Source organism: Mesorhizobium sp. B3-1-8 (assembly GCF_006439495.1).
Lineage (GTDB): Bacteria > Pseudomonadota > Alphaproteobacteria > Rhizobiales > Rhizobiaceae > Mesorhizobium.
The window spans coordinates 1-13,298 of sequence record NZ_VFTK01000018.1; the positions used below are offsets into that span (position 1 = coordinate 1).

A 13,298-nucleotide genomic window follows, 5' to 3' on the forward strand; every position below is an offset into this window, starting at 1 on the left:
ATGTCCGGCAGGACAGAGGGGGGTGGGCGGGAACTCAACGTTTCAGGATTATTGGCGTCAGGTGGTGATCCAGGCATGGACATCACCGATGCCTCTACACCTTCACCAACTGCTCCACCCGCCCCTTCTCGCCAAAAATTCTCAGATACCTTTTGATCTCCTTCTCATCCCCCGTCGCTTTGGCGGGGTTGTCCGACAGCTTCACCGCCGGCCTGCCATTGGCCTCGGTGACCTTGCAGACCAGCGAGATGGCGTCGAGGCTGTCGGTTTCGGTCGGGGCGCAGCCTTCGAAATCGTTGGTGAGGTTGGTGCCCCAGCCGAAGGACATGCGCACCTTGCCGCGGAAATGCCTGTAGGTCTCCTCGATGGTCTCGACCTCCAGACCGTCGGAGAAGATGAGCAGCTTCTGCTTGGGGTCCTTGCCCTTCTTGCGCCACCAGTCGATGATTTTTTCGCCGCCCTCGATCGGCGGGGCGCTGTCGGGGCGGAAGCCGGTCCAGTCGGCGACCCAGTCCGGCGCGTCGCGCAGGAAGGAATCCGTGCCGAAGGCGTCGGGCAGCACGATCAGGAGATTGCCGCCATAATAGCGCTGCCAGTCCTGCAGCACCTTGTAGGGCGCCTCGCGCAATTCCTCCTCGGAATTGGCCAGCGCCGCGAAGACCATCGGCAGCTCATGCGCGTTGGTGCCCAAGGCTTCGAGGTCGTTGTCCATGGCCAGAAGCACGTTGGAGGTGCCGGTGAAGGCATCGCCGATGCCTTCCTTCAGCGCCTCGACGCACCAGCGCTGCCACAGGAAGGAGTGGCGGCGTCTTGTGCCGAAGTCGGAAATGCGGATGCCGGGCAGCGCTTTCAGCCGCTCGGTCTTGGCCCACATCTTAGCCTTGGCGCGGGCGTAGAGCACATCGAGCGCGAACGGGCCGTAGGAGCGCATCGCCGCGCGGGAGCGCAACTCGTTGATGATGGCCAAGGCCGGGATTTCCCAGAGCGTGGTGTACATCCAGGGGCCGGGGAAGGAGAGCTCGTACTGACCGTCACGCCTGGAAAGCTCGTAGTCGGGCAGGCGGAAATTCTCCAGCCAAGCCAGGAATTCCGGCTCGAAGATCTGCTTGCGGCCATAGAAATTGTTGCCGCCCAGCCAGATCATCTCTTTCTTGGAAAAACGCAAGGTGCCGGCATGGTCGAGCTGGGCGCGCAGTTCGCCTTCGTCGATCTCGTCGGCCAGGCGCACCGAGGTGGTGCGGTTGATCAGGGAGAAGGTGGCGTCGACCTTGGGATACATGCCCCAGATCATCTGCAGCATCAGGAGCTTGTAGAAGTCGGTGTCCAGCAGGCTGCGGACGATCGGGTCGAGCTTCCAGGTGTGGTTGTAGACGCGCCGCGCTATATCGGTCTTTGCCATGTCTCAATGCGCTTTCGTTGCTCGCTAGATCAGGATGACGTTTCGTTGAATCGCCATCCTGATCTAGCTTTTTTGTTGAGCATGATCTTTTCCGAAAACCGGTTCCAACCTTTCGGGATCACGCTCTGGCCGCGGGAATGCCTCTTAGCACTGTATTTTCGAACGCGCTTGCTGCTTTGCAAGCTGGCCCGACAAAAAGCAGCTATGCAAGTCCAGCCATCAAGACGCCGCGCCGGAGCATTTCCAGACGGAGGCTACGGCGAAGTCGCCGAGCCTAACCGCTTCACACTTTTCCTGGAATTGCTCTAGCCCCGATCACCTTCAGGGCGGGGCGTTTCCTGCGGCTGGGCACGCGGCCGGCCACCGGCGCGTCGGCCCGGCCCTCATCCTGCTCCTTCTCGGCGAACAGCCAGTCGATGAAGAGCTGGACGATCGGCGCCGAGCGCATTTCGTTGCGGCAGACGACGTAGAAATCATCGACCGCCGGCACCGACAAGGTAAAAGGCGCGACGAGCATGCCCCTGGCGAGCAAGGCGCGCGCGGTGACGGAATCGCCGAGCGCCACGCCATGGCCGTGCACGGCGGCCTCCGTCGCCATGCGCGCATCGCCCAGATGATGGCGGCGGCCGCGCTCCAGATCGAGCGCATCGGCGGCGGCCAGCCAGGTGTGCCATTCGCGGCCGTCGTCGCCGTGCAGGAAGACGTGATCGGCAAGGTCGCGGACGCCGCGGATCGGCCGGTTGTTGATCAGCGTCGGGCTGACCACGGGAAAAAGTTCCAGCCCCGACCATTTGCGTATCCAGCAATCGCTCCAGCTGCCGTCGCCATAATGCACGCAGACGTCGATCTGCGGGGCGCGAATATCACGGGCGTCGTTGGATGGGATAAGCGTCAGCTGGATGTCCGGATATTGCGCCGTGAAGGAACCGAGCCGCGGCGTCATCCAGAGCAAGAGCAGCGCCGGCACGCAGGACACCGACAGCGCGCCGGCGCTTGCCGGCCTGGTCATGCGCTGGGTGGCGGCGGCGATGCCGTCGAAGGCGGACGAGACCGCCGGCAGGAATTCGGCGCCATGCGGCGTCAGCTTCACGCGCTGACCGGCGCGCTCGAAGAGTTTCACGCCAAGCGATTGCTCGAGTGCCTTGATCTGGTGGCTGACGGCGCCGTGCGTGACATTCAGCTCACCCGCGGCCTTGGTCAGCGAGGCGTGCCGCGCCGCGGCTTCGAAGGCGCGCAGCGGGTTCAGGGGCGGCAGGCGCTTGGCCATGGGTCGGCTCCTACTTTGTGAGGTTTTCTCACAGCCAAGACCCTAACAATATCAATTGATTTTTCAAAGCGGCTGCCCGACACTTTTGCCCGGAACAGCTTCAAGAGACGTGAAATCCGCAGCACAGCCGGCGGGCAACGATCCAGCCGGACAACAGGCTGGCTTGGCAAATCGTCCATGCGGGCAGCGCTGCAGGCAGGCAAGAGAGGAGACCGGACATGGGTTACGATCGCGGCAAGCTCGAAGCGTTGCGCCGCAAATATGGCGAGAGCCATGGCGGCGAGATGTTCGACCCGAAATTCCGCAAGGTCGCCGACAAGATCTTCAACAAGTCGGGCACAAGGCTGGCGCCCTATTCCGGCATCCCGACCTTCCTCGCCGCGCCCTACCGCGAAATATCGGCCGACAATCCGGATTTCGGCGACCTGCAGGTGGCGATGATCGGCGTGCCGATGGACCTCGGCGTCACCAACCGTCCCGGCTCGCGCTTCGGGCCGCGCGCGCTGCGCGCCATCGAGCGCATCGGACCCTACAACCATGTGCTGGAATGCGCGCCGACGCATGAGCTTCGCGTCGCCGACATCGGCGACACGCCGTTCCGCAGCCGCTACCGGCTGGAGATCAGCCATGAGGACATCGAAAAGCGCACCAACCAGATCGTCGACGCCGGCGTGCTGCCGCTCTCGGTCGGCGGCGACCACTCGATCAGCCATCCGATCCTGAAGGCGGTCGGCAAAAAAGCGCCGGTCGGCATGATCCATATCGATGCCCACTGCGACACCAGCGGGCTGTTCGACATGACCAAGTTCCACCACGGCGGCCCATTCCGCAACGCGGTGCTGGACGGCGTGCTCGATCCCTCGCGCACGATCCAGATCGGCATCCGCGGCTCGGCCGAGTATCTGTGGGAGTTCACCTACGAATCCGGCATGACCGTCGTGCATGCCGAGGAGGTGACCGGGCTCGGCATCCCGGCAATCATCGAGAAGGCGCGCAAAATCGTCGGCGACGGCCCGACCTATATCTCCTTCGACGTCGACAGCATCGATCCGGCCTTCGCGCCCGGCACCGGCACGCCGGAAGTCGGCGGGCTGACGACGCGCGAGGTGCTCGAATTGCTGCGCGGCCTGAAGGGCCTCAACATCGTCGGCGGCGACGTCGTCGAGGTGGCGCCGCAATATGACGCGACCACCAACACCGCCCATGTCGGCGCCCAGGTCCTGTTCGAGATTCTCAGCCTGATGGTGTTCAGCCCGGCCATCAAGAAGGGCTAATGCCATACCAACACGGCCGCCGCGCTGGAGCCGGCGGCCGGATGCAACAAACAAGCTTCCAGCAGGGGAACAACAATGACTCTTCGCAACGCACTGAAATCCGTCATCACCGCGGCAGTCATCCTCGGCGCCGGCCTGGCCACGCAAGCGAAGGCCGATGCCGTCGACGACATCACCAAGGCCGGCGCCATCAATGTCGGCATCTTCTCCGACTTCCCGCCCTTCTCGTCGGCCAGCGCCGACATGAGCATCAAAGGCTATGACGTCGACGTCGCGCAGGCGATCGCCGATGCCTTGAAGGTGAAGCTCAACCTGGTCAGCGTCACCGGCCAGAATCGCATCCCGTATCTCACCGACAAGCGCGTCGATATCCTGATGAGCGTTGGCTACTCCAAGGAACGCGAGCAGGTCATCGACTTCGCCGCCGCCTATGCGCCCTACTACATCGCCGTCATCGGCCCGAAGGCAATGACGGTCAAAGGCAAGGAAGACCTTGCCGACAAGTCGATCGCCGTCAATCGCGGCACGCTGGAGGACACCTCGCTGACGGAAGCGGCACCGGCTTCCGCCGACATCCGCCGCTTCGACAACTACAATGCGGTTATCCAGGCCTTCATCTCCGGCCAAACGCAGCTGATGGTGGTGGGCAACGATGTCGGCGCCCAGGTTCTGGCCAAGCAGGACGCGCTGCAGCCGGAGCAGAAATTCCAGCTGCTCACTTCGCCTTCGCATATCGGCCTCAACAAGAACGAGGACCGGCTGAAGAAGGCGGTCAACGACGCGGTCGCCAAGATGCTCGCCGACGGCAAGCTCGACGAGAGTTCGAAGGCCTGGCTGAAGACGCCGCTCAATCCCGACAATCTCAAGGATTGAGCTGCCGTGGCCTTCGGCTGGCTTCCAGGCGCTGTGGGCGATATCGCTCACGGCGCGGCCACGACGATCCTGTTGATCGTCGTGACCACGGTGGCGGGAACGCTGCTCAGCATTCTCGGCGCCGCGGGCCGGCGGAACGGCCCCGTGCTGCTGCGTCGGGCCATAGGCTGGTATGTCGAGGTGATGCGCAACACGCCGTTCCTGGTGCAGCTGTTCTTCATCTTCTTCGGCCTGCCCAGCCTCGGCATCAGGCTCGACCCGATCCTGGCCGCGATGCTGGCGATGACGCTCAACATGGCGGCCTATACGATCGAGATCGTCGGGGCCGGGCTCGACGCCGTGCCGCGCGGCCAGGCTGAAGCCGCACTGGCGCTCGGCCTCAGGCCTCGCCAGGTGTTCATCAAGATCGTGCTGCCGCAGGCGCTGAAGGTGATCTACCCGGCGCTGACCAGCCAGATCGTCATCATGATGCTGGAATCGGCCGTGGTGTCGCAGATCGCGGTGCGCGAGCTGACCTATGAGGCCGACATGCTGCAGGCCCGCACCTTCCGCGCCTTCGAGACCTATTTCGTGGTGACATTGGTCTATCTCGGCCTGTCGATTGGACTGCGCCGGCTGCTCGTTGCCGGCGGGCGCCAGGCGCTTGGAGCAGGTGTTTCATGATCGAGTTCACCTTCTGGGACATCCTGCGCAACCTGCTGCTCGCCGCGCGCTGGACGGTGCTGTTGTCGCTCGCCGCCTTCATCGGTGGCGCGCTGGTCGGGCTGATCGTGCTGTTCTTCCGCATCGCCAAGACCAAATGGAGCCGGCGCATCGCTTCGGGCTATATCGCGCTGTTCCAGGGCACGCCGCTTTTGATGCAGCTCTTCCTGATGTTCTTCGGCCTGCCGATGCTGGGGTTGCGCATCGAGCCATGGACGGCGGCGGCGCTCGGGCTGACCTTCTTCGCCAGCGCCTATCTGGCCGAGATCTGGCGCGGCGGCGTCGACGCGCTGCCGCGCGGTCAGTGGGACGCCGGCGCGAGCCTCGGGCTGCACTATCTGCAGGAGCTCAGGCTGATCATCCTGCCGCAGGCCTTCGCGATCACCCGCGCGCCGACCGTCGGCTTCCTGGTGCAGCTCATCAAGTCGACGGCGCTGACCTCGATCATCGGCTTCGAGGAATTGGTCAGGACCTCCAACGCCATCAACAACGCGACCTTCGAGCCGTTCAAGGTCTACGGGCTGGTGGCGCTGATCTTCTTCATCATGTGCTTCCCGCTGACGCAATACGCACGGCGGCTGGAGCAACGCGCCGGAGCGCGCTGAGCCGGCGCAAAGGCTGCCGATCGTGCCGGCAGCCTTTCCTGTCAATGCCCGAAGGACAACGCCGGCGCGATGCGGTCGCGCCTGAGCCAGCGCGCGAGGAGCAGCGCCGCCACCACGGCTAGCCCCGAGGCCAGGCCGATCCAGATGCCGATACCGTTCAGACCGAAATGGAAGGCGAGCAGCACGCCGAGCGGCAGGCCGACGCCCCAATAGCCGATCGCGGCGTAGATCATCGGCACCTTGGTGTCGTGCAAGCCGCGCAGCATGCCGGCCGCGACCGCCTGGGCGCCGTCGAAAATCTGGAACAGCGCGGCGAACATAAGGAACGACACGGCAAGCGTGATCACCCGGGCATTGGCCGGATCGGCGAGATCGATGAAGGCGCTGATCAGCGCATGCGGCCAGAGAATCATCACCAGGCCCATCAGCGCCATGAATGAGACGCCGATGACGAAGGCAGTCCAGCCGGCGCGCGAAACGCCATCCGGGTTGCCGGCGCCGTGCGCCAGGCCGACCCGCACGGTGACCGCCTGGTTGAGCCCGAGCGGCACCATGAAGGAGATCGAGGCGATCTGGATGGCGATCGCGTGGGCGGCCAGCGAATCCGCATCGATCAGCCCCATGAGCAGCGCCGCCGCATTGAAGATCGTGACCTCGAAAGCGAGGATGCCGGCGATCGGCATGCCGAGTCTCAGCAGGCCGCGGAAACGCGGCCAGTCGGAGCGCCAGAAGCGGCCGAACAGACGGTAGCGGCGGAACTTCTTCTCCAGCATCACCACCGCCGCCAGGCCGACGAACATCAGCGTGCTGGACAGAGTGGTGGCAAGGCCGGAGCCGGCGATGCCCATCGACTTGACGCCGAGATTGCCGAACATGAACACCCAGTTGAAGAAGGCGTTGCAGGCGACCGCGACGAAAACGATGATCAGCGCCCAGCCCGGCCGCTCCAGCGCCGAGATGAAGGAGCGCAGCACGATATAGCCATAAAAGGGCAGCACCGCCCATTGCAGCCAGTGCAGGTAGATGCCGGCCTGATGCGCGAGCTCCGGTTTCTGGCCCATGGCCAAAAGCACCTCTTCGCCGTGCGAGAGAAAAATCCAGATCGGGATCGAGATCAGGATCGCCAGCCACAGGCCCTGGCGCACGGTGCGGCGCAGGTCGCGCACCGAATGGCGGCGGCGGCCGAGCTCGGTCGCCATCATCGGTGAGGTCGCCAGCATCAGGCCGAGGCCGAAGATCAGTGGCATGAAGTAGAGGTTGGCGCCGAGCGCGCCGGCGGCGAGCGTATCGGACCCCAAACGGCCCATCATCATGACGTCGGTCGCGGTCATGGCGGTCTGGCCGAGATTGGTCAGCACCATCGGCCAGGCAAGCGTGATCGTCGCCCTGATTTCCTGACGCCAAAGGTTTTCCGGCGCGCGAGCGCCGGCTTCGATCGCAGACATTGTTCTGCTCTTTCAGAACACGGCGCGTCGGCCAAAGGGCCGGAAGCCGCACAACAACGGCGCGAAATGGCGCCATTTGCGTCGCCTTGTGAACGAAATGCGACATGTTGGCAAGGGAGGGGCCCGGCTAGCGATTGATCCAGCCGACGCAACCCGGCGCGACGGCTGCCGCTTCCGTGCCAGGTGACAGAAACGCCGGGCAGCGCGATTCCACCACCGCAAGGAGCGGCGCAGTTCAGGCCTCTGCGCGTGAAATCAGGGGTTTGCGGCCACCGAGTATATAGGCGACAGACTCGAGGATGACGCCGTTGGTGTTGATATCGGTGACCTCGATCCGCTTGCCGGTCCGCTCGGATATGCCGGCGGAAAAACCTATTCCCTTCATCCTGGCGCGCTCCCTGACATGGGCTACGAGCTTTTGCGCGTAGTCGCCCGGCCGCGCCGCGAGCCACAGATAGGCGCCCTTGGAGTTGACCAGCCGCAGCGAGTCGGAAAGCTTCGCCGCCTTCTCGGGCGCGGAGGTCTTCAACGTGTCGACCGGGAAAGTGCCGCCATCGTGGGTCAACTGGTAGCCCTGGTAGGTGAAATAGGGCGGCCCGGCCATGGCGGTCTCTGAAACGCAGGTCAGGATGCCGGTGTCCTGGAAGCGCTTCATCTGGGCGGCGTAGAGGATGTCCGCGATCAGCCGCCCATGCGGTGATGCGCCCAGCTCGATTTCCTCGGTGACATGAGGCTCGGTCGCTATGCGGCCGCGCCGCTGGATTTCCACCATGGCCGCGAGGGCGGCGTCCATGTCGTTGCTCGGATCCGCAGTGCCGAAGACCGGCGATATCGCCTCGCCCCAGAGGCTGTATCCGCGGCCGGCATAGCCGGCATAGCTGTTGTACTGTCCCGACGAAATCTTGCCGGTGTCGCTCACCACATGCATCTCGCCATCCTTGAGGACGGGTCCGAATGACCAATGCCGCACCAGCTTGAACACCGGGAAGGCACCCGCGGTGTAGCTGTCCAGGATCTTCAGCGCGACGAGCAGGCGCCCGGTATCGGCGCTATCGAAACCATCGCGCTCGCCGCCCCTTGAACTCAGCCGCCGCTCGGTATTTGGAATCTTCACCCCGGCGAAGCTGAAATCGCCCTGGCCCAGGAATGCCAGGATCCGATTGATCATCGTCTCGAATTCGGTCTGGTCGATGATGCGCAGGCGTTGGGCGGAAACCGCCGCCAGGATGTGCGATCCGATATCCCACATGGTGACAAACGGATATCCGGCCTGCTTGCCGGATTCGATCCAGGACGTGGCCGGCGCCATGCCGTTGTAATGCCTTGCGCCCCAGTCGAAATAGGTCCAGGCCAGTTCGGCATCGGCCCTCAGCGCTTCCTCCTCCAGCCAATACGGATCGGGTTTTCTCCAGTCCTTCACCGATACCTCGGCACGGGCTTGCCGGATGCGATCCACCTTCGGCATGGCCGGGCAGACGGCTTTGTAGTACTGCGCGAAATTGACCAGCGTCGTCCCCGGCAGGCCTGCCATCCGGGTGATGGAGTCGAGTATCACCTGCTTCTTTTCGGGCGTTTTGGCGGTGTCCGGGTGGATGCAGAAGACCGCATCATTGTCCTCTCCAAGATAATCGAAGACCTGTTCTTGCGAGAAGTAGGGAAGGTCGCCGGTCCAGGCGGCTTCGAACTTGACGGTATTGGACACATGCAGGACTCCACGCCTGTCGAGACCGTTGAACCAGCGCATGTCGCCCTTCTCGGCGGCGAACATCGGCGTCCCTGTGCCGGCCACGGCATCGAGCGTGTTGTCGTCGAAATCGTCGTTCGGAGGAATATAGGTCAGCGGCAGCCTGCCGGTGGAGCGGTAGATTTCGCTCATGCAGTCCCTGATGAGGTCGACGTCCTTGGCGAGCGAGTTTCCGAGCAGCTCGGAAGGCGTATGGTGCCAGCCATGCCCCGCGATATCGTATCGCTGGTCGGCCAGCATCGATCGCAGAAAGGCCTTGCTGTTTTCGTCCGCCGACAGCAGGCCCGCCTTGGGGGCCGGGATGATGGCGTTGGTGACTGGATAGCCGGCTTCGATGAGGCCCTTGACGAAGGCCATGTGGCTCGGATCGGTGTCGCTGTCGAGACGCAGGTCATCCACCCTGACCACGATGTAGCGCCTGCCGGCAGCGCGGCTCTGTGTATAGAGCCTCTGCGGCGTCAGGACACGCACGGCGCCGGATGAAACCGCCGCAAGCACCGCCTTGGCGACGCCGGCCGCGTAGTCGGCCGCATCGGCATTGGACAGGCCGGCGAGCGCGTCAAAGGGAATTTCAATGATGATCGGGTCGATGTTGGCGGCAAGAGCCGTGATATTCCGCGCAAGCGCGGCCGGGGCCGTCAGCGCGGCTGTCGCATTGCCCGACGTGGCGGATGTTCGCACCGAGGCGACGGTGTTCACAAGGCCGGTGTTGGTCATCCAATAGCCTCCATCCGGAGGCCGCCGGCCGACCTTGTCGTCTGGCTCGCCCGCAAGACGAATGACGGTGCGAATGCCGGCCGACCTCATCGATGCGGCGTCCTGAGGCGATTGCAGCGGCTGATTGGTGGTCAGCGTCAGCGCGGTGATGACGGCCTTGGACTTGTAACGGTCGAACGCGTTGATCATGAGCGAGAAGGCGGCCTGCATCTCGCCGGCCTGCCGGGCCTGCAGATAAGGATCGGCCGGCGCGATCTTCGTGGCATGGATTCCGAATTCGATGGCTTTTGGAGCCAGTTCCACGGACTGCCTGATCCACTTGGCCAGGCCGGAGCTGTAGCCTGGTATGTCGCCGGGATCGCCTGCCATCTTGATGGTCATGGCGATCGGCAGACCGGCGGACGAGAAGGCGTTTGCGACAGCTTCGAGCTTGCCTGTGTCGGCGTGGGCGCCGACGCCGCTGACGGTCACGATCAGCGGATTGGGCAGGCGCGCCGCGGCCGTGGCGACACCTCGTCCGGCAACGGCCAGGAGCGGGATGCCGATACCGCCGAGAAGGACCGAACGCCGGGTTATGTTCATGAGTGCCTCCTGTCGGCGGCGGGAATTGCGTACCGCGCCGGGCTCACCCAGCGGCCATCGGATTTCGCGGAGAAGGATTTGACGAGGGCGCGCAGGAAAAGAGCGGCGTCGAGAAGCCGGATGGCGGGAAAGGCGATGCCGTAGAGCATCAGGCTCGGCCGCTGTTCGATGACCGCGACGACCAGTGTAAGCGCATAATCGACGGCGAGGAACAGAGCGAGGAGAATGACGGGCGAGACCGGCCGTATCGCCAATTGGCCGATCGACAATGCGGGCACTTCAAGGCCTGTCGCCAGATACGCCAGGACGGCCAGCGGCAGAGCGAGCGCGAAAACCGATATGACGAGCAATTCGGCTAGCAAGCCGCCGAGCGAAAGCCAGAAGCGGCTTGGCCAGACGCCATGCCGGCGCACCGTCTGCCAGAAACCCAGATACCAGCGTTGCACCTGCTTGCGGTAGTCGGAGAGGTTGAACGGATCTTCCGACGAGCATCGCGCTCTCGGCGTATAGGCGACGCGGCCCAGCCCTTTGTGCTGCACCTCGAAGGTCATGTTGAAGTCTTCGATCACAAGGCCAGGGGCCGTGATGTCGATCTGCATCAGGGCCTGGGTGCGGTACATGCTTGCAAAGCCGGGCGCGATATAGCTCACGCTGGCCCATTTCCAGGACTGGCCATATTGGAACGCCGTCTGCAGGATCCTGTAGAGACGTGTGCGATAGGCGGCGAAGAGCATATCCAGCGTCGGCAGACGCTGATCGCGCCAGCGCGACAGGACATGGCCCGCGACGACGCTGACACCCGGATCGTCGAACAGCGGAAGGGCGTGGTCGAAATAGTGTGGGTCGATTTCGGAGTCTGCGTCCTGGATCAGCACCGCCTTGAACCGCTCGCAAAGGCGATAGTGCTTGATCGCCCGGTCTATGGCCTTGGCCTTGCCACCGTTGGGCCGGATATCAAGAGCCCTGCAGCCCAGGCTCCGGGCGATGGAAACCGTGGCGTCTTTCGATCCGTCGCTGGCGACATAGATCTGCCGGGCCGGGATGATCGCCTTGAGGGCGGCAATGCATTTGGGAAGCGCGATCTCTTCATTATGCGCGGGAATGACGACCGCGACATCGGCGACCCTGATGGCGCGAGGGATCGCGGCGGCCTTGCTGCTGCCGAGTTCGGCGATGAAGCGCAGCAGCCCGACCGTGCACCAGAATGCGATGTTAATGCCCAGCGACGCGCTGAGAACCATCAAGGTCATATTGAGGGCGGCCGTCGGGCTCATGGCGCGGCGGGCTGCAACCGATCGCCCGGGACCGGCGCGCCGCCGTCCCTCCTGTGCGCGGGGCCGAGAGCCGAGCGGGCCGGCTTGATGCCCATCGCGCGAAGCAGGTCCTGGTAGCTCTGGCGGATGCCTGCTTCCAACGAGATGTTCGGCCGCCAGCCGAGGGCCCGAAGCTTGGTCGTGTCCGGCCAGCGGCCGCGGTGATCCTCGATGAAATGCTCGCGAAAGGCTGCTTCGCCAGCAAGGCCGGTTGCTTTTTTCACCGTTGTGAAGAGGTCGCGCACGGTGATCTGTTCGTCGCCGCCGACATTGTAGACCTCGCCGCTTACTCCCTTTTCGACGACGGTGAGAAGTCCGCTCACCAGATCGTCCACATGGAGAAAGGTTCGCGTCTGCGTTCCGTCACCATAGATCGGCACGGGCTGGCCGGCGATGAGGCGGGTCAACATCTGTGGGATGACACGCTGATCCTTGGGCGACATGGCCGGACCATAGGTGTTGAAAATGCGTACGATGCGCACCTCGATTCCATATTTGCCGCCCCAGAAGCGGGTCAGCGCCTCGCCGAAGCGCTTGCCTTCCTCGTAGGGGCTGCGCGGCCCGACCGGATCGACCCGCCCGACATAGGTCTCGGGCTGAGGGAAGACGTCCGGATCGCCGTAAGCCTCGGCGGTGCTGGCGAACAGATATTTCGCCTTGCACCTGCGCGTGATCTTCAACAGGTTCAGCGTTCCGGCGGACGAGGCCATCAGCATCTGCTCGCCCAGCCGCTTGATGTTGGGAACGCCCGTTGGACAGGCCAGGTTGTAGACATGGCTGTAACGACGGCGCTGCAACCGCCGGCAGATTGCCGGATCGGCGATATCCATCTTGATGAAGCCGAAATTTGGGTGGCGCGACAACTGGTCGACATTCGCCTGGCGACCGGTGGAGAGATTGTCGACGACATCGACCTGCGCGCCCTGATCGAGAAGGCGACGGGCAAGGTTGGTCCCCAGACACCCCGCGCCTCCCGCGATAAGGCATCTGACTTCGTTGCTGTTCATGCTCATCGAGCGACAATCCTCGTTTGCAAAAGAAGAAAGCCGCACCCCCTCATTGTGCGCCTTTCTCCATGAAACGAGGATTTCCCCAGGCAAAGCAACTGATAGTTAATAATATGATAAACAACAGTGGTTAATTACCTTTTTGTAATCGTTGCTTTTTTTGGCGTTCCTTTTTTAAGATGACCTAAAGTGGAACGACTGCGTGCGAAATCGGCACAAGCAGCGCGCTTGACAATCCGCAGAATCTTGATCCTGCCGCGAGCCGCAGTCGCCTTGTTTGCCGGCCCTGCGCAAGGTTCAGCCGCAGAAGAAAACTCGTGGCACAGGAGTTGCATCGCGGCCCATGACAACGTGGGGTTATGACGCCGGC

General features: G+C 63.5%; 10 protein-coding genes. 4 read left to right on the forward strand and 6 right to left on the reverse strand.

All coding sequences use genetic code 11. The features are described 5' to 3' along the window. Positions 1 to 94: 94 nt before the first annotated feature. Together pncB and gcvA are read right to left on the reverse strand one after the other, a co-directional pair. The gene (gene pncB / locus FJ424_RS17710; RefSeq protein ID WP_140656080.1) at positions 95 to 1,399 is read right to left on the reverse strand and encodes a nicotinate phosphoribosyltransferase; all 1,305 of its coding nucleotides are present in this window, start codon (positions 1,397 to 1,399) and stop codon (positions 95 to 97) included. 283 nt (positions 1,400 to 1,682) lie between these two features. Continuing rightward, positions 1,683 to 2,666 carry a transcriptional regulator GcvA gene (gene gcvA / locus FJ424_RS17715; RefSeq protein WP_140656078.1) on the reverse strand — a complete coding sequence of 328 codons (984 nt, stop codon included), beginning with the start codon at positions 2,664 to 2,666 and terminating at the stop codon, positions 1,683 to 1,685. Positions 2,667 to 2,884: 218 nt separating this feature from the next. On the opposite strand from gcvA, the gene speB reads away from it, so the two are divergent. From speB to FJ424_RS17735, 4 genes are all read left to right on the forward strand, one after another. Further along, positions 2,885 to 3,940, forward strand: coding sequence for an agmatinase (gene speB, locus FJ424_RS17720; protein WP_140656076.1), 1,056 nt, complete (start codon positions 2,885 to 2,887; stop codon positions 3,938 to 3,940). 75 nt (positions 3,941 to 4,015) lie between these two features. Further along, positions 4,016 to 4,813, forward strand: a complete 798-nt coding sequence (locus tag FJ424_RS17725) for a transporter substrate-binding domain-containing protein (protein ID WP_140646785.1) — start codon at positions 4,016 to 4,018, stop codon at positions 4,811 to 4,813. 6 nt (positions 4,814 to 4,819) lie between these two features. Further along, the gene (locus FJ424_RS17730; RefSeq protein WP_140656073.1) at positions 4,820 to 5,476 is read left to right on the forward strand and encodes an amino acid ABC transporter permease; all 657 of its coding nucleotides are present in this window, start codon (positions 4,820 to 4,822) and stop codon (positions 5,474 to 5,476) included. After that, entirely contained in the window at positions 5,473 to 6,120 is a 648-nt protein-coding gene (locus FJ424_RS17735) for an amino acid ABC transporter permease (RefSeq protein WP_140656070.1), read from the forward strand. The genes FJ424_RS17730 and FJ424_RS17735 overlap by 4 nt, the downstream gene beginning before the upstream one ends. A gap of 41 nt (positions 6,121 to 6,161) precedes the next feature. On the opposite strand, the gene FJ424_RS17740 is transcribed toward FJ424_RS17735, so the two are convergent. The 4 genes from FJ424_RS17740 to FJ424_RS17755 all read right to left on the reverse strand — a co-directional run bounded on the left by FJ424_RS17740 (position 6,162) and on the right by FJ424_RS17755 (position 12,934). Then, entirely contained in the window at positions 6,162 to 7,565 is a 1,404-nt protein-coding gene (locus tag FJ424_RS17740) for an MATE family efflux transporter (RefSeq protein WP_140656067.1), read from the reverse strand. Positions 7,566 to 7,800: 235 nt separating this feature from the next. Further along, on the reverse strand, positions 7,801 to 10,608 hold the full coding sequence (locus FJ424_RS17745; protein WP_140656065.1) for a DUF3131 domain-containing protein: 2,808 nt from the start codon (positions 10,606 to 10,608) through the stop codon (positions 7,801 to 7,803). Beyond that, positions 10,605 to 11,882: a glycosyltransferase family 2 protein gene (locus FJ424_RS17750; protein WP_140656063.1), complete on the reverse strand. Its 1,278-nt coding sequence runs from the start codon at positions 11,880 to 11,882 to the stop codon at positions 10,605 to 10,607. The genes FJ424_RS17745 and FJ424_RS17750 overlap by 4 nt, the downstream gene beginning before the upstream one ends. Beyond that, positions 11,879 to 12,934: an NAD-dependent epimerase/dehydratase family protein gene (locus FJ424_RS17755; RefSeq protein ID WP_140656060.1), complete on the reverse strand. Its 1,056-nt coding sequence runs from the start codon at positions 12,932 to 12,934 to the stop codon at positions 11,879 to 11,881. The genes FJ424_RS17750 and FJ424_RS17755 overlap by 4 nt, the downstream gene beginning before the upstream one ends. Between the last annotated feature and the right edge of the window lie 364 nt (positions 12,935 to 13,298).

Bases quoted from the DNA above. Each gene is read 5' to 3' on its own strand.
- pncB (WP_140656080.1), bottom strand. From the start codon at position 1,399: ATGGCAAAGACCGATATAGCGCGGCGCGTCTACAACCACACCTGGAAG.
- gcvA (WP_140656078.1), bottom strand. From the start codon at position 2,666: ATGGCCAAGCGCCTGCCGCCCCTGAACCCGCTGCGCGCCTTCGAAGCC.
- speB (WP_140656076.1), top strand. From the start codon at position 2,885: ATGGGTTACGATCGCGGCAAGCTCGAAGCGTTGCGCCGCAAATATGGC.
- FJ424_RS17725 (WP_140646785.1), top strand. From the start codon at position 4,016: ATGACTCTTCGCAACGCACTGAAATCCGTCATCACCGCGGCAGTCATC.
- FJ424_RS17735 (WP_140656070.1), top strand. From the start codon at position 5,473: ATGATCGAGTTCACCTTCTGGGACATCCTGCGCAACCTGCTGCTCGCC.
- FJ424_RS17740 (WP_140656067.1), bottom strand. From the start codon at position 7,565: ATGTCTGCGATCGAAGCCGGCGCTCGCGCGCCGGAAAACCTTTGGCGT.
- FJ424_RS17745 (WP_140656065.1), bottom strand. From the start codon at position 10,608: ATGAACATAACCCGGCGTTCGGTCCTTCTCGGCGGTATCGGCATCCCG.
- FJ424_RS17750 (WP_140656063.1), bottom strand. From the start codon at position 11,882: ATGAGCCCGACGGCCGCCCTCAATATGACCTTGATGGTTCTCAGCGCG.
- FJ424_RS17755 (WP_140656060.1), bottom strand. From the start codon at position 12,934: ATGAGCATGAACAGCAACGAAGTCAGATGCCTTATCGCGGGAGGCGCG.